The sequence below is a fragment of the Hwanghaeella sp. 1Z406 genome (assembly GCF_048892425.1).
Lineage (GTDB): Bacteria > Pseudomonadota > Alphaproteobacteria > UBA8366 > Aestuariispiraceae > Pacificispira.
In genome coordinates this window covers 355,709-371,060 of sequence record NZ_JBLZHU010000004.1, presented here as the reverse complement: position 1 = coordinate 371,060, position 15,352 = coordinate 355,709, and the positions used below count along the sequence as shown (strand labels likewise).

Genomic DNA, 15,352 nt, shown 5'->3' with positions numbered 1-15,352 from the left:
TTGGACGATACAATGACCAAATGGGTCTATGGTTTTGGGAATGGTAAGGCGGAAGGCGCGCGGGATATGCGCAATCTTCTGGGGGGCAAAGGCGCCAATCTGGCAGAAATGTCGAATATCGGTTTGCCGGTGCCACCGGGTTTTACGATTTCGACCGATGTCTGCACCCATTACTATGCCAATGGCAAAACCTATCCGGCTGATCTGGAAGCGGAGGCTGAAAAGGCCCTGCTTGCGGTTGAAGAGATCGTTGGGGCCAGGTTCGGCGATGTGAAAAACCCGCTATTGGTCTCTGTCCGGTCGGGGGCGCGGGCCTCAATGCCCGGCATGATGGATACGGTTTTGAATCTGGGCCTGAATGACGAGACGGTGGAGGGCCTGGCCCAGCAATCCGGAGATCGTCGCTTTGCCATGGACAGCTATCGTCGCTTTATCCAGATGTACGGCAATGTCGTGCTGGATGTGGAACATTATCATTTTGAAGAAGCGCTGGAAGATATCAAGGACGAGACCGGCGCGGTTTCAGATACGGACCTGACTGCCGAGCATCTGACAACCTTGATAGAGCGTTATAAGAAACTGGTCGCGGATCAGTTGGGTAAACCTTTCCCCCAGGACCCGAAGGAACAGCTTTGGGGCGCCATCGGGGCGGTGTTTAATTCCTGGCAGACGCCCCGCGCGATCACCTATCGACGCCTGCATGATATTCCAGAAGAATGGGGCACCGCGGTCAATGTCCAGGCCATGGTTTTTGGCAATATGGGCAATACCTGCGCTACCGGTGTCGCCTTTACCCGCAACCCGTCGACCGGCGAAAACCTGTTCTATGGTGAATATCTGGTCAATGCACAGGGTGAAGATGTCGTTGCTGGCATTCGCACACCCCAGCATCTGACTATTGCCGGCAAGAAGGCCCATGGGTCCGATTTGCCCGCGATGGAAGAAGTGATGCCCGAAGTGTTCCAGCAACTGTGTGAGGTTCGCACTCTGCTGGAGACCCATTATCGCGACATGCAGGATATCGAATTCACGGTCCAGATGGGCAAGCTGTATATGTTGCAAACCCGGTCTGGGAAACGCACCAGCGCGGCGGCAATCCGCATTGCCTGTGAAATGGCAGACGAAGGATTGATCGACAGCCGCGAGGCCGTGATGCGGGTCGAACCGCAATCTCTGGATCAGATCCTGCATCCCCGCCTGGATCCTAAGGCAAAACGCGATGTCATCGCGAAAGGCCTGCCGGCTTCTCCCGGTGCGGCGTCGGGCATTGTTGTATTCTCAGCAGATGAAGCCGAAAAGCTGGCGCAGTTGGGCGAAAAGGTGATGCTGGTTCGCATCGAAACCTCGCCTGAAGATATTCATGGCATGCATGCCGCTGAAGGCATACTGACCACGCGCGGCGGGATGACCAGCCACGCGGCCGTGGTTGCGCGCGGCATGGGGCGTGCCTGTGTTGCGGGGGCTGGTGATATCCGCATCGACTATAAGTCCGGACGGTTCAGTGTACGCGACGTGATTGTCGCGGCGGGGGACTGGATCACCATTGATGGGTCGACCGGGGAAATCATGAAAGGGCGCGTGCCGACCGTTCAGCCGGAACTGTCTGGTGATTTTGCGCGCATCATGGAATGGGCTGACAGCCATCGTCGTATGGCCATCCGCGCCAACGCCGAAACGCCGGAAGATGTTGCGACCGCGCGCGGCTTTGGGGCAGAGGGTATCGGCCTGTGCCGGACCGAACATATGTTCTTTGAAGGCGACCGCATTTTGGCCGTGCGCGAAATGATTTTGGCGAATGACGAGGCCGGTCGCCGCAAAGCGCTGGCCCGCATTCTGCCGATGCAGCGCGGCGATTTCGAGGCGATTTTTGACATCATGAAGGGTCTGCCGGTCACCATTCGCCTGCTGGACCCGCCATTGCATGAATTTCTGCCCCGGGAAGAAGCAGAGTTCCAGGAGCTTGCCGCAAGCCTGGCGGTGGATGCGAAACTGGTACAGGCACGCGCCTCCCAATTGCATGAATCAAATCCGATGCTGGGTCACCGCGGGTGTCGGTTGCTGAACAGCTACCCGGAAATCTGTGAAATGCAGGCCCGCGCGATCTTCGAAGCTGCCGTTGCGGTTCAGAATAAATCAGGAGAGGCGGTGCTGTGTGAAGTGATGATCCCGCTGGTTTCCATCAAAAAGGAACTGGACCTGCTGCGCAGCCGCATCGAAGGGGTCGCAGCAGAGGTTGAGAAAGAAACCGGCATCGCCCCGAAGTACACGATCGGGACGATGATCGAATTGCCCCGTGCCGCATTGCGGGCGGAAGAAATTGCACAATCGGCGGAATTCTTCTCTTTCGGGACGAATGACCTGACGCAGACGACCTTTGGCATCAGCCGCGATGACAGCGCCACCTTTCTGAACGATTATCAGCGCTATGGCATCATAGAGCATGACCCGTTCCAGACCATTGACCGGGATGGCGTTGGTGAATTGATCGGTATCGCTGTGGAGCGTGGGCGTAAATCCCGCCCGGAAATCAAGCTTGGCATTTGCGGCGAACATGGCGGAGATCCGGCCTCCATCGCCTTCTGCGAGGAACTGGGGCTGGATTACGTGTCTTGCAGTCCGTTCCGGGTGCCGATTGCACGCCTGGCAGCCGCGCAAGCCTCTATACAGGCGGACCAAAAGTAGGCCGGGCTTCTGCTCCTATTTTGTTTCCAGTTGAGAGACCTTGCCCGGGGAACCGGTCAGGGTGATGCGGCTGTCGTATTGAACGCGGCTTGCGGGCAGGTGAATGCTGACCAGGGTGCCTGATCCAGGCGTGCTGGACAGGGTCAGATAGCCGCCATGTAATTCGGCCAGAATGCGCACCAGCGGCAGCCCCAATCCGGTTCCAGCTTGTTTGCGGGTATAGGCGCTGTTGACCTGGACAAAAGGTTGCAGCACCCGCTCCTGATCCTTTTGCGCAATTCCAATCCCGGTATCTTGCACAGCCAAAATCAACCCGCCATCCGGTGATGGGCGACTGGACAGGGTGATGGTTCCACCCTGGGGCGTGTATTTCACTGCATTTGACAGCAAATTCAGGATCATCTGACGTATCTTCCGCTCATCCCCGGAAATCGTGGGCGAGGAGGCCGGAACACTGATCGATACTGTAAGGCCTTTCTCCTGGGCGCTGTTTCGCACCATGTTCGTGCAGGCTTCTATCGTGCTGGTGACATCCATCAGAGATTCATGCAACTCCAGTTTACCCGCCTCAGCCTTTGACAGATCCAACAGATCGTTGGTCAGGGTTAGAAGGTGCTGCCCGCTTTCGCGGATATCATTGGCATATTCCGTCAGCATTTTTGGATCGGATACGATGCCGCTGGCAAGAATTTCCGAAAACCCGATGATGGAGTTCAGGGGCGTTCTGAATTCATGGCTCATATTAGCCAGAAACTGGCTCTTGGTGCGGTTCGCTGATAAGGCGGCGTCATGGGCGGATTTCAGTTCCATCGTGCGTTCCCGCACCCGCTTTTCCAGCCCGGCGCGAACATTATCCAGGTCTTGATCATGTTGCCGTTGTCGGTCGCGCATCCTGTTGAAGGCACGAAAAACTTCACCAATTTCGTCGTTACGCTGCACAGTTAACTCTTTTGCGTCGCTGCCATGTTCCGTTTGATTGATGACCTGGATCAGCTGGTTCAAGGAGGTGCCGATGGTGCGCCGATAGACCACGGACCCGACAATCGCCATCGCAACCAGCAGCAGGACTGATAGGAACGCAATGAAATACAGACGACTCCGCCTTGCAGATGTGACACGGGAGTCTGACATAATGATATGAACCGTGCCTAATGTAGTGGTACCTAAGTCACTGCCCAATTTAATGGGACGGTTGACGGAAAGGGACGGGTTTGGGTGTGCATCAGGCCTCATTTCCCGGTGCAGAGTCGTCTTGTCCGGGCGGCTGACTGCGACTTCTGCTACATCTTCATCCTGAATGACATTGTTCAGAAGTGCTGTGACACTGGACAGGTCCGATCGCGCCAGCGGGTGGGCCAGGACAACAGACAGGTTGGTGCCGATACGCTGGGCTTTCTGGCTCAGGTCGCTGACGGCGGTGCGATAGGTGAAAATTTCGAATACGGCGATGAAGAAAGCCAGTGTCACAATTACGGCAGGAATATAGGCGCCCAGAAACCGGCTGTGAACAGATCGACGAATGCCTGTTGAGGCAGGTTGAGACTCATCCTGCGGCATAACCCAGATCAATTCCTTTGTCTTAAAATACCATCGTCCACAGGATTGTGGTTTTTAGCAAGGGCGATCTGACTGTTAAGGCTAGGCCGCTTGTCCCGGCATCCTATATCAGGCCGTTCAGCCGCGCGAGCTCCAGATAGACAGCACTTTGATCCTTGTCGCCATCGCCGTGGCTGACCGTGTCCTCATACAGACCAGTCGTCAGTTCAGAGACGGGTAAGGTCGCGTTGATTGTCTCTGCAAAGGCCATTGCGGTGCGCAGGTCCTTCAATTGATAGCGGGAAAGGCCGCCGGGCTTCCAGTTGCCAACACACATCCGCTCCCCATGTTGTTGCAGGATCGTTGAATCCGCAAATCCGCCCAATAAAGCTGCACGGACAGCGGCAGGATCGGCCCCCCCCATTTTCGCGAAGATCAATGCCTCTGCAACAGTGGCCAATGTATTCCCAACGATGATCTGGTTTGCCAGTTTGGCCAATTGTCCGGTGCCCGCGGGTCCGATGCGGGTGGGGCGACCCATTGCCTTGAAGGCTGGGACAAGGGCATCAAAAGCAGTTTGTTCGCCGCCCGCCATGATGGCCAAAGTGCCGTCTGTTGCCCCCTTTTCCCCCCCTGATACCGGGGCATCCAGATATCCAATCCCGCACGCTGTGGCTTTTTCTGCCTGATCCCGCGCGGTTTCGACAGGAATGGATGACATAACCACCAGATTGGCGCCAATCTTCATCGCAGGCAGCACCGGCGCGCCATGATCCCCCGTTTCATACAGGACATGATCGCATGTTGGGCCGTCGCTCAGCATGATGATTACGGCATCGCAATCCTGTGCAACCTCTGCGGCGGTTGGGGCGGTCTCCACGCCAAATTCCAGCAAGGCCTGAGTTTTTGATGAAGACCGATTCCACGCCCTGACCTTAAAGCCAGCACGGGCCAGGTTCTTCGCCATGGGCGCACCCATAATGCCGGTGCCGATAAAGCCGATAATACCGCCGTCTTTCATTTTACGCGCTTCCTTTGATTTGTTTTCATCTTAAGTGATTATCGGGACTGTGCCGTTTGACAAAGGGTTTTTCCAGATCAAACCGAAGCCTTGGATAAAAACATCGCACAGAGCTTGCCGACCCACCCCCGAGGCGCATAGGGTTTGTCACATTTCGTTTCAGTACAAGGATCACATCAGATGAGTGTTACCGGACAATGCACGATGCGTCATGGCGGGCGCATTCTGGCGGATCAATTGCGTGCACAGGGGTGCCGGCGGGTGTTTCTGGTGCCGGGGGAAAGCTATCTGGCGGTCCTGGATGGCTTGTATGATGTGCCGGAGATTGAACCGGTTGTGTGCCGCCAGGAAGGCGGTGCGGCCATGATGGCAGATGCCCATGGGAAACTGACGGGGGAGCCCGGCGTCTGTTTCGTCACCCGTGGCCCCGGCGCGACAAACGCCTCTGCCGGGGTGCATATCGCCTATCAGGATTCCACGCCCATGATTCTGTTTATCGGTCAGGTTGGCAGCGACATGGTGGATCGGGAAGCCTTCCAGGAAGTGGATTATCGCCAGATGTTTGCGCCCCTGGCAAAATGGGCGGCCCAGATTGATCGGGTGGATCGTATTCCCGAATATGTCAGTCAGGCCTATCATATCGCCCAATCTGGGCGTCCGGGCCCTGTCGTTCTGGCCCTGCCGGAAGATATGCTGCGGGAATCGGTGGTTGTGAAAGATGCTGTGCGGGCAAATCCTGCCAAGGCGCGACCAGGTCAGGATGATATGTCGCAATTGGCACATCTGCTGAAAATGGCGGAGCGACCGATCATGATGGTGGGAGGCCCCGGTTGGTCCAATCAGGTCCGCCAACAGGTAGAGGCTTTTTGTGATCGTGCGGCACTGCCGGTTTGCAGCTCTTTCCGCACACAGGATTACATCGACAATCGCCATCCCAGTTATGTTGGGCACAGCGGTATAGGCCCCATTCCCAGCCTGAAGTCAGCGATTGAAGATGCGGATCTTCTGATTGTTGTTGGGGCGCGTTTAGGGGAAATGACGACCAGCGGCTATAGTCTGGTTGAAAGTCCGAATCCAAAGCAGACCCTTGTTCATATCCATCCCAGCGCGTCGGAAATCGGGCGGGTCTATCGCCCGGAACTAGCCATCGTATCGACCGCACAGGGTTTTGCCGAAGCCCTGTCACAGGTTGATGTTGCACCCATGAAACGGGATCAAGACCGTGTTGGCAAATTGCATGAAGCGTATTTAAGCAGCCTGACACCCATCGAAACGCCAGGGGACGTGAAGATGGAAGAGGTCGTCAAACATGTCGATGCGTCCACAGATGATCGCGCGATTATCTGCAATGGGGCGGGCAATTATGCAGGCTGGGTGCATCGCTATTATCAGTTCCGGTCCTTCCGGACGCAGTTGGCACCCACATCCGGTTCCATGGGCTATGGACTGCCTGCGGCCGTGGCGGCAAAGCTGGATGCACCGGATCAGGAGGTGATCTGTTTTGCCGGGGACGGCTGTTTCATGATGCATGGCCAGGAACTGGCGACAGCAATGAAGCACAATCTGGATATCACGATCATCGTTTCCAACAATAGCACCTATGGAACCATTCGCATGCATCAGGAGCGGGATTATCCCCGGCGTGTGTCTGGGACCGATCTCAGCAATCCGAATTTTGCGAAATTGGCGGAAGCCTATGGTGCCTGGGGCACAAGGGTTGAGCGGACGGCTGATTTCCCAGCCGCCTTTGCAGCGGCGCGCGCATATAAGGGGCCGGCATTGATCGAATTGATGACATCGCCTGAAGCGATCTCCTTTGGCACGACGATAACAAAATTGCGCGGCGGTGCGTGATGCCGGACGTTGTAATCGTTGGTGGGGGCGTGATTGGCAGTGCAATAGCGTATTTTCTTGCACTGGACCCTGATTTTCAAGGCACCGTGACGGTGTTCGAGCGGGATCCCAGCTATGAATTTTCCACATCTGCCCGGTCTGTCGCATCGATCCGTCAGCAATTTTCAACACCGGAGAACATCGCCATCTCCCGCTATGGCTATGATTTCCTAACCCAGGTTGGCTATCATTTGGGGATTGAGGGCGACGCCCCTGACATCCAGTTTCATGAAGGCCGGTATTTGTTTCTAGGCGATGAGTCTCAGCAGGGGGCTTTTGACAAAATTCTGACCATTCAGCGTGACAGTGGCGCTGAAGTGGATCGATTTGTCGGGCCCGATGCCATTGCAAAGAAGTTTCCCTGGTTGAACGCTCAGGATCTGGTCGTTGCCCATGTCGGTTTGTCGCGAGAGGGATGGTTCGACGGCTATGCCTTGACCCGCGCCTTTCGGAAAAAGGCCATTTCAATGGGGGTCGTATATCGCGAGGCGGAAGTCACAGGGTTTAAGCGTGAAGGCGGACGCCTGACTGCGGCGGTTACAAACATGGGGGAAGTTGTGCCCGCCGGTGCCTTTGTAAATGCAGCCGGAGGCCGAGCCCGATGGGTGGCGGACATGGCAGGGATTGCGGACCTTCCGGTCTCTCCCCGCAAGCGCTGTGTTTTCTACTGTGAAAGCCGCGATCCAGTGCCGCAAGACCTGTTGGTGATTGATAGTTCGGGCACGTATTTTCGGGCAGAAGGGAAGGGGTTCCTGTGCGGTCGCTCCCCAAATCCCGGGGAAGAGGATCCAGAGAACACCGACTTTGATGTCGCCTATGATCAGTTTGAAGAATATCTGTGGCCCACATTGGCGCATCGGGTGCCCGCCTTTGAGGCCATCCGGCAGGTTTCTGCCTGGGGCTGTCATTATGCGATGTGCTTGCTGGATGCCAATTCCATTCTAGGGCCCCATCCAGACCTTACGAATTTCTATTTTGCTAATGGGTTCAGCGGGCATGGCATGCAGCAATCCCCTGCGGTCGGGCGTGGAATTGCGGAAATGATAACCCATGGAGCATATCGCAGCATCGATTTATCCGTTTTTGGATATGAACGCATTGCGGCAGGGCGGCCGCTGGAAGAAACAGAGGTAATATAGATCATGGAAGTCCTAAATATCGAATTGTTCAGTGCGTTTCTGCTTGCTTCGGCACTTCTGGTTCTGATGCCTGGGCCCGTCGTGACCCTGGTTATTGCCAATAGCCTGAAGCATGGTACCCGCTATGGTATCAGCACCAGCCTGGGGGCGAATTTCGGGACCGCGATATTACTGATAGCGGGCGCGATCGGTCTTACCGCCGCCCTGACGCTGATGTCGGAACTGTTCGATATTGTGCGATGGGTGGGTGCTGCCTATCTGATTTACCTGGGTATCAAGGAATGGCGATCCTCAGCGGCGGTTTTGCAGGATGCCAAGGCGAACCGGCGGAAATCGTTCAAGCGGACGTTCATACATGGCTTCCTGACCGGGTTGACCAATCCCAAAACCATCGTGTTTTACATCGCCTTCTTTCCGCAATTCATCGACGCTGGATTGCCGCCAGCCCCACAGGTTGTGATCATGACGGCAAGCTTTATTGGCGTGGCCATTTTGTTGGACGGTAGTTATGCCCTGATGTCCGGGCGTATTCGACCCTATCTGATGGATGCGAAACGGGCCGTGCTGCGCGCCCGCATCACGGGGACTTTATTATTGGCGACGGGCATCGGGTTGGCCCTGGCCCGCCGTCCTGTATAAAGACCTTCGCATAGATGCTTCCCCCCAAGCGTTCTGCGCTGTACAGTGCCGATAGCGCATCGGATTGTTGGTGCGAAATGATCTTGTTTGGAGGGATGTTCACAATGATGCGCTTTTTGAAAACTGCTGCCTTGGTGACAGGTTTATTGGTTGGGTCCTTAACCTTTTCAGGGATTGCTGTGGCGCAATCATCGGACGACGGGGCGTCTTTGACCGCGCCTGGTCGGTATTTGACCATGCCGACGACTATTGATGGCAAACCTGGGACATTAATGGTCGATACGGCCTTTGGGCGCACTTGGATGCTGGTGAAATCCGACAAAGGGGCGATGGTTTGGCAGCGTGTGTTCATCGATAGTAAGTCGGAAGAAGTGCCTGAAGGCATGACCCGTCGCCCGTCGCGGGTCAAACAATAGCGGCAGTGGATCGTTGATCCAGTCCGTGGGGAAGGGGGTGTAGGGTGCCCGAGTCGCTGGTGGATGAGTCGCTGGTGGATGCTCCAGACAGGTCCTTTATTGATTTTCCCTTTCAAGCGAGCGCCGGTCTGGCTGCACGCGCCCGTATTGGCGCCGTGGTTCTGGCCAGCGATCACACCGTAGAGCATGAATTCTGGGAGATGGTTGCCCAGCCCGGCGTGGCGGTCCATTTCACCCGTATTGCTAGTTCAGCCATCATAACGCCGACAACCCTGGCTGCGATGGAAGACACCATCGCCAGTCAGGCCGCACTTATTTTGCCCGATGCGCACTTGGACGTGCTGGCCTATGCCTGCACGTCGGCCAGCATCGTGTTGGGTGAAGATCGGGTCTTCGGTCAAATCAAAAAGGGTCGTCCGGAAGCGCGACCCAATACTCCAATAACGGCTGCCTTTGCGGCATTCGACTCGTTGGATGTCTGCCGAATTGCTGTATTGACCCCCTATACGCGTGACGTAAACGAGCTTGTGCGTGGATATATAGAGGCACGGGGCTACACAGTTCCTGTCTTCGGGTCCTTCAATGAACCCGATGACAATATCGTAGCCTGCATCACGACAGACAGTCTGCGCCGGGCCGTCTTGGCTTTAGGCAAGCGCGACGATGTCGATTGCGTTTTTGTCTCCTGCACCAGCGTTCGATTGGCCGATGCTATTGCGTCGCTGGAAGCGGAATTGGGCAAACCCGTCCTATCATCCAATCAAGTTCTTGCCTGGCACAGCCTGAGGCTTGCCGGTATTCAGGATCAATTGGCGCAATGGGGACGGTTGTTTACACTATGACACTTGCATAATGCAGCTGTCCGGCTCAAAGTTGCACTGCAACATAAGGACCGCCCCCGAAACGAGGGGCGGCCAGCCATGCGGGAAAGGAGACGGCGATGTTTAAGACCATCGGCGTCATCGGTGCAGGTCAGATGGGTCATGGGATCGCCCATGTCTCTGCCTTAGCCGGTGCAAAAGTGCGCTTATTGGACATTTCACAGGATGCATTGTCCATCGCACTGGAGAAAATCAAGGAGTCCATGGACAAACAGGCACGGCGTGGCCTGATTGATGCGGCGGAAATCGCCCCGGCCCTTGCGCTTATTCAGACTGGCACAGACTATGGGATGCTGTCTGATTGCGAAATGGTGATTGAATCCGCCACAGAGAATGAAGAGGTCAAACGCGATATCCTGAAATCCGCGACGGCGGCAATGAGTGATCAGGCCTATCTGGCGACCAATACGTCTTCGATTTCCATCACGCGGTTGGCGGCAATTACGGACCGCCCGGATCGCTTCTGCGGCTGTCATTTCATGAATCCAGTTCCATCAGTGCCGCTGGTGGAACTGGTGCGGGGACTGGCGACAAAAGATGAAACTTTTGAAAAGTTTAAATCCTATGCAGAGGCCTTGGGCAAAACTGTTGCCGTATCAGAGGATTTTCCAGGCTTTATCGTCAACCGTATTTTACTGCCGATGATCAATGAGGCGATTTACACGCTGTATGAGGGGGTAGGCAGTGTAACCGCCATTGATACCGCCATGAAGCTGGGGACGCGCCATCCCCTTGGGCCATTGGAGCTTGCTGATTTCATCGGATTGGATACGTGTTTTGCGATCCTGTCCGTGTTGCATGCGGATCTGGCGGATGCGAAGTACCGCCCCTGTCCCCTGTTGGTCAAATATGTCGAGGCGGGCTGGTTGGGTGTCAAAACCGGGCGGGGTTTCTATGATTATGCGGAAGATATTCCCCGCCCGACACGTTGACCCTGACAAATGACAGGCCCGGTTAACAGCCCGATGCTTCAGCCCCATCGTGGCATGATGGTGCTGGTTGCGCTGATCGGACTGGCGGCAGTCAGTCACGGTGTTATCTTTGTGCGATTGGCGGGGGATGCGCCGGCCTTGCTGATTGCCGCGGCGCGGGTTGGAATTGCGACATTGGTTTTTCTGCCCTTTGCCTTGTATGGAATGCGTGGATCGGTCCGTGCCGTGCGGCCATCAGGCTTGGTGTTGATCGGTTTTTCTTTAGTGTCCGGCCTGTTTCTGGCCGTGCATTTCGCAAGCTGGATTGAATCTGTCCAACGCCTGACTATTGCTGAAAGCGCTTTGTTGGTCAGCCTGTCACCGATTTGGGTGGTCGTGGCTGAAACAGCACTTGGTCGCGGGCGACCGCCAAACGGGGTGCTGATCGGGATTCTGTTATGCCTTGTAGGATTGACCCTGATCGGGTGGGACGGGCTTAGAAATCCACAAGGGGATCCTGTCGGTCTGTGCCTTGCCACGCTGGGGGGCATGGCCATGGCGGGCTATCTGATGATTGGAAAACATGTCCGTCAGTATCTGGAAACCAGTCAGTACGTGACGCTGTGTTATGGCAGTGCCGCTGTCACGCTGATCATCGCAGGCCTGGTTATGGGCGTTTCGGTGTCCGGTCTGGGGCAACAGGCATGGTTGGCGATTTTGGCATTAGGCCTTGTCAGCCAGGTGATCGGTCACACATCGTACAATCATTCCCTGGGTCGGGTTTCCCCCATTTTTGTAGCGATTTGCCTGTTGGGGGAGCCGATCATCGGCGGCTTTCTGGGATTGGTCTATTTTAACGAAGCAATCCCGGCAATGACCCTTTTGGGCGGCGTTCCAATCCTGGTGGGTCTGTGGTGTGCAATCCGCGCGGAGATGGGTAGAGTTGGTTAGAGAAAAACCTGCGCGAACGGATCTGTGTGCGACGACGTATTTGCTGAAAACACAAATGGTTAGAGCATTATGTGTGAGCGTTTGCGAGCACATGATGCTTTAGGCTGGTGGTATATCGGTTTGCGCCAATTGGAACTGTACCGTAACCGATGTGCCAATCCCTTTCTCGCTGGTCAACGTCACGACGCCACCATGCATCTGAACCAGAGATTCGACGATTGCCAGACCCAGACCTGTGCCGCCCGACGGGCGAATATAGGTTTCCGTCTCTTGATGAAAAGGTTGCATGACCCTGGCTAGGTGGGTTTCACCAATGCCAATTCCACGATCAGCAATTTCAATGGCGACCATGCCATTTTCCGTGGTGGCGCTAACGGTGATTGTGGAATGTTCGTAGGCGAATTTACAGGAATTGGTCAATAGATTCAGCAGGACCTGCCTGAAGGCAGTGCGATCAGCCCAAACCATCAGGTCTGGATCCAGCATATTGGCAATTGTCAGATTCCGGCGCTCCAAGGGTTGGTGAATCAGTTTTTCCAGCGATGTCAGTTCTTCTGACGCATTGATCGCCCGCATGGCTAGATCACGTTCGCCTGCTTCGATTTTGGAATAGTCCAGCAATTGATTGATCAGTTCCAGCAGGTGGCGACCGCTGTCATTGATATCCATTGCATATTCCTGATTGCGGTTCTGTTTAATCTGGCCGCTGCCAATCAGTTCTGAAAACCCGATGATGGCATTCAGGGGGGTGCGCAATTCGTGGCTCATATTTGCCAGAAATACGGATTTTGCGCGATTGGCGGCCTCCGCTTCCCGGGCGAGGTGCTCTGCTTCTTCCTTTGATCGATACAGGCTTTGCTCTCGCTCTGCGACCGCTTCGGCGAAGTAAGCGGCGGCCTGTCCAATATCAGCGATTTCATCCTGACCATCCACAGGGATTGGCACGGATTGTCCGCTGACCCGGGCGATCAGAGAATCTCGCAGTGCGTTCAGGCGCCGCACAATACGTTTGCGCACATAGAGCGACAGGATAAGGACAGCCGCAATGCTTCCCCCCATCACGCCAAGTAAAATCAGCCATTTTGAATAAGCGATTTCCTTGAATGCCAGAGAGCTTTTAAGCGTATCTTCACGCAACACTAAGGTCAGGTCTGCAACAGAACCGACAAACCGGTTGGCAAGGAATATGTTTGAATTCAGCAATCCTTTGAGATTGGTTAACAATTCCAGCCGTTTGCGGACCAGACCAAAGATCCCCCTATCCCCTTCAATCAGCCACCGTGCCTCGCCTTCTAAGCCCCGCAGTCTCTCAATCATATCCTTTGTCAGATAAGGTTCGAATACCACCGATGCGTTTTGGGCGGTTGCCAGAAAACCGGCGGCCCTGTCGTTTGCCTGTTCCACAAGGACATCAGAATCAAAGGTGCGAACGGCCAGGACATTGATCAGTGCTGCTTCCATTGGTCGGTACCATTTCTGGTGCAATGTACCGTTCCCGGGCAATTCAGCATGCAGATCAATTGAACCCATCGCTAAGATCGCGTCATCCTGCGCCTCTTGCAGGCGGTCCATGATGGACCGCGCGGTGGCATAGGTTTCGATCAATCTGCCTTCAACCGTTATGCGTTCACTGACTGTTTTATCCAGTGTTTCCAGGTTTTGCACCAGCGCATCACGGCTTTGTCGGATACGATCAATCAACTTGGCGGCCGTTTCTGATACCCCAACCAGATTCTGTAAATCGTTCAAATAGGCGTCCAGAAGTTTGATCTGGTCGGTGATGCGATGATTTACCGCCTCTTTGCGCAGATGGGTTTCAACGGAACTGAGCGCGGGTGCCGTGGATGCGATGGCCTGCGCTGTCTGGCCAATACGGGACGCTGCAATCAGTTCCGGGACGGTTGTCGTTGCGATGTGGTCATAGCCGCGCCGCATGTCATCAAAACTGAGCACTGCCGTCAGCAAAGCCCCGCATGTCACCAATCCAAAAAGGGATATGGCGATGACCAGGCGAACTGAAATCAGGGACCACCGCATTTCTATCGGCTTTCAAAACAAGCGCGAAGGCTGGAATACATTTCCATTGAAATAGGGAAGTCAGAAAACAGTAAAGGGTTCACAGAAAACTGAGCATTGAACAAATTCGCGCGTTCCCCGCGTGTCAACGCCCCCCCGCACAGCATTCAATCTCTTTCTTTGTTCCCTGCGCCAAAGTACAATAATGCGCAGTATGGAGCCAATTTGTCCAACTTTAGCGCAGTGGTGGCGTGTATAAAAGACCACCATCTGACCAAAGGGCATTTAAACCTCTTTCAAGCCCCATGGAAGAGTTTTTGCCTAATGTGCGATCATAAATCTCGCTGTAAGAGCCAACCTGTTTCAATCCCTGATAGGCCCAATCCCGGGGCAGACCCAGTGAGTCGCCGATATCAGGCACAACACCCAGAAGGCGCTGAATTTCCGGTTCCGCGGAATTCAGAAAAGTATCGACGTTTTGCTGCGTGATGCCATTTTCTTCCGCCATCATGGTGGCATAAATCGTCCATTGCACGATGTCATACCATTGTGGATCATTTTCCCGAACGGCGGGTCCCAGAGGTTCTTTAGAAATGATGTCATGGAAAAGGACAAAACTGGAGGGATCAGCAGCCCGGTTCAAGCGCTGTGACACCAGCGCCACCCTGTCTTGTGTCATCAGATCGCATACCCGTGCAAAAAAAGCGTCATAAACACCTTCGACGGACTGGAATGTGATGATTTTCAGGTTCAAATTGTTCGTGGCAACTAGATCACGCAGATTTTCAATGGTGGTCGTTCCATCGCTGACACAGACGGAATAGGTTTTATCGCCAATAAGATCCGCAACAGAGTCTAAGCCGACGGATCGATGAGCAAGAAAGCCCTGGCCGTCATAAAACAGGGGATGTGTGAAGGCCAGTTTCAGGTCGATATCCCGTCCGGCGGTCCAGGTCGTATTGGCCATAAGGACATCGAACGCATCCGCATTAAGGGCCTCGAACCGCGTTACGTAGTTAACCTCAATATATTCGACAGCATCGGCATTCCCCAGAATAGCAGCTGCCATGAATCGACAGAAATCCGGGAAAAATCCTTGCCAGTGCCCTTGCAGGTCGATCTCTGAAAGCCCAACCCCACTGTTGACGACGCCACAGCGCAACAGACCCCTGTCTTGAACTGTTTCCAGTGTGTTGGCCGAAGCTTGAGTACCAAATGAAAGGGCAAAAAGAATGCCGATGATACTGCTAAAGCGCCAGACTGGCAT

At 54.8% G+C, this 15,352-nt stretch carries 12 protein-coding genes; 8 read left to right on the top strand and 4 right to left on the bottom strand.

The features are described from left to right. Positions 1–12 precede the first annotated feature (12 nt). A complete protein-coding gene (gene ppdK, locus ACOSDR_RS11010) occupies positions 13–2,682 on the top strand; it encodes a pyruvate, phosphate dikinase (protein ID WP_420731257.1) in 2,670 nt (889 codons plus the stop codon). Positions 2,683–2,697: 15 nt separating this feature from the next. On the opposite strand, the gene ACOSDR_RS11005 is transcribed toward ppdK, so the two are convergent. Together ACOSDR_RS11005 and ACOSDR_RS11000 are read right to left on the bottom strand one after the other, a co-directional pair. Then, complete coding sequence (locus ACOSDR_RS11005) at positions 2,698–4,239, bottom strand: sensor histidine kinase (protein ID WP_420722544.1); 1,542 nt, start codon at positions 4,237–4,239, stop codon at positions 2,698–2,700. 103 nt (positions 4,240–4,342) lie between these two features. Continuing rightward, a complete protein-coding gene (locus tag ACOSDR_RS11000) occupies positions 4,343–5,239 on the bottom strand; it encodes an NAD(P)-dependent oxidoreductase (protein WP_420722545.1) in 897 nt (298 codons plus the stop codon). Between the two features lie 180 nt (positions 5,240–5,419). Between ACOSDR_RS11000 and ACOSDR_RS10995 the strand changes: the two genes are divergently transcribed. The 7 genes from ACOSDR_RS10995 (at position 5,420) to ACOSDR_RS10965 (ending at position 12,069) form a co-directional block, all read left to right on the top strand. Continuing rightward, positions 5,420–7,093 (top strand): thiamine pyrophosphate-binding protein, encoded by a 1,674-nt coding sequence (locus tag ACOSDR_RS10995; RefSeq protein WP_420722546.1) that lies wholly within the window; start codon positions 5,420–5,422, stop codon positions 7,091–7,093. Beyond that, on the top strand, positions 7,093–8,271 hold the full coding sequence (locus ACOSDR_RS10990) for an NAD(P)/FAD-dependent oxidoreductase (protein WP_420722547.1): 1,179 nt from the start codon (positions 7,093–7,095) through the stop codon (positions 8,269–8,271). The genes ACOSDR_RS10995 and ACOSDR_RS10990 overlap by 1 nt, the downstream gene beginning before the upstream one ends. 3 nt (positions 8,272–8,274) lie before the next feature. Further along, positions 8,275–8,910 (top strand): LysE family translocator, encoded by a 636-nt coding sequence (locus tag ACOSDR_RS10985; protein WP_420722548.1) that lies wholly within the window; start codon positions 8,275–8,277, stop codon positions 8,908–8,910. 104 nt (positions 8,911–9,014) lie between these two features. Further along, on the top strand, positions 9,015–9,326 hold the full coding sequence (locus ACOSDR_RS10980) for a hypothetical protein (RefSeq protein WP_420722549.1): 312 nt from the start codon (positions 9,015–9,017) through the stop codon (positions 9,324–9,326). A 44-nt stretch (positions 9,327–9,370) separates the two neighbouring features. After that, positions 9,371–10,168: a maleate cis-trans isomerase family protein gene (locus tag ACOSDR_RS10975; RefSeq protein WP_420731255.1), complete on the top strand. Its 798-nt coding sequence runs from the start codon at positions 9,371–9,373 to the stop codon at positions 10,166–10,168. 98 nt (positions 10,169–10,266) lie between these two features. Next, on the top strand, positions 10,267–11,139 hold the full coding sequence (locus ACOSDR_RS10970; RefSeq protein WP_420731253.1) for a 3-hydroxybutyryl-CoA dehydrogenase: 873 nt from the start codon (positions 10,267–10,269) through the stop codon (positions 11,137–11,139). 9 nt (positions 11,140–11,148) lie between these two features. After that, the gene (locus tag ACOSDR_RS10965; protein ID WP_420722552.1) at positions 11,149–12,069 is read left to right on the top strand and encodes a DMT family transporter; all 921 of its coding nucleotides are present in this window, start codon (positions 11,149–11,151) and stop codon (positions 12,067–12,069) included. Between the two features lie 99 nt (positions 12,070–12,168). Here the strand turns inward: ACOSDR_RS10965 and ACOSDR_RS10960 are convergent, their stop codons facing one another. Both ACOSDR_RS10960 and ACOSDR_RS10955 read right to left on the bottom strand, forming a co-directional pair. Beyond that, a complete protein-coding gene (locus tag ACOSDR_RS10960; protein WP_420731252.1) occupies positions 12,169–14,106 on the bottom strand; it encodes an ATP-binding protein in 1,938 nt (645 codons plus the stop codon). 214 nt (positions 14,107–14,320) lie between these two features. Beyond that, complete coding sequence (locus ACOSDR_RS10955; RefSeq protein ID WP_420722554.1) at positions 14,321–15,352, bottom strand: amino acid ABC transporter substrate-binding protein; 1,032 nt, start codon at positions 15,350–15,352, stop codon at positions 14,321–14,323.

Coding starts and splice junctions, on each gene's coding strand:
- ppdK (WP_420731257.1), top strand. CDS start 13: ATGACCAAATGGGTCTATGGTTTTGGGAATGGTAAGGCGGAAGGCGCG.
- ACOSDR_RS11005 (WP_420722544.1), bottom strand. CDS start 4,239: ATGCCGCAGGATGAGTCTCAACCTGCCTCAACAGGCATTCGTCGATCT.
- ACOSDR_RS11000 (WP_420722545.1), bottom strand. CDS start 5,239: ATGAAAGACGGCGGTATTATCGGCTTTATCGGCACCGGCATTATGGGT.
- ACOSDR_RS10995 (WP_420722546.1), top strand. CDS start 5,420: ATGAGTGTTACCGGACAATGCACGATGCGTCATGGCGGGCGCATTCTG.
- ACOSDR_RS10990 (WP_420722547.1), top strand. CDS start 7,093: ATGCCGGACGTTGTAATCGTTGGTGGGGGCGTGATTGGCAGTGCAATA.
- ACOSDR_RS10985 (WP_420722548.1), top strand. CDS start 8,275: ATGGAAGTCCTAAATATCGAATTGTTCAGTGCGTTTCTGCTTGCTTCG.
- ACOSDR_RS10980 (WP_420722549.1), top strand. CDS start 9,015: ATGATGCGCTTTTTGAAAACTGCTGCCTTGGTGACAGGTTTATTGGTT.
- ACOSDR_RS10970 (WP_420731253.1), top strand. CDS start 10,267: ATGTTTAAGACCATCGGCGTCATCGGTGCAGGTCAGATGGGTCATGGG.
- ACOSDR_RS10965 (WP_420722552.1), top strand. CDS start 11,149: ATGACAGGCCCGGTTAACAGCCCGATGCTTCAGCCCCATCGTGGCATG.
- ACOSDR_RS10960 (WP_420731252.1), bottom strand. CDS start 14,106: ATGCGGTGGTCCCTGATTTCAGTTCGCCTGGTCATCGCCATATCCCTT.
- ACOSDR_RS10955 (WP_420722554.1), bottom strand. CDS start 15,352: ATGCCAGTCTGGCGCTTTAGCAGTATCATCGGCATTCTTTTTGCCCTT.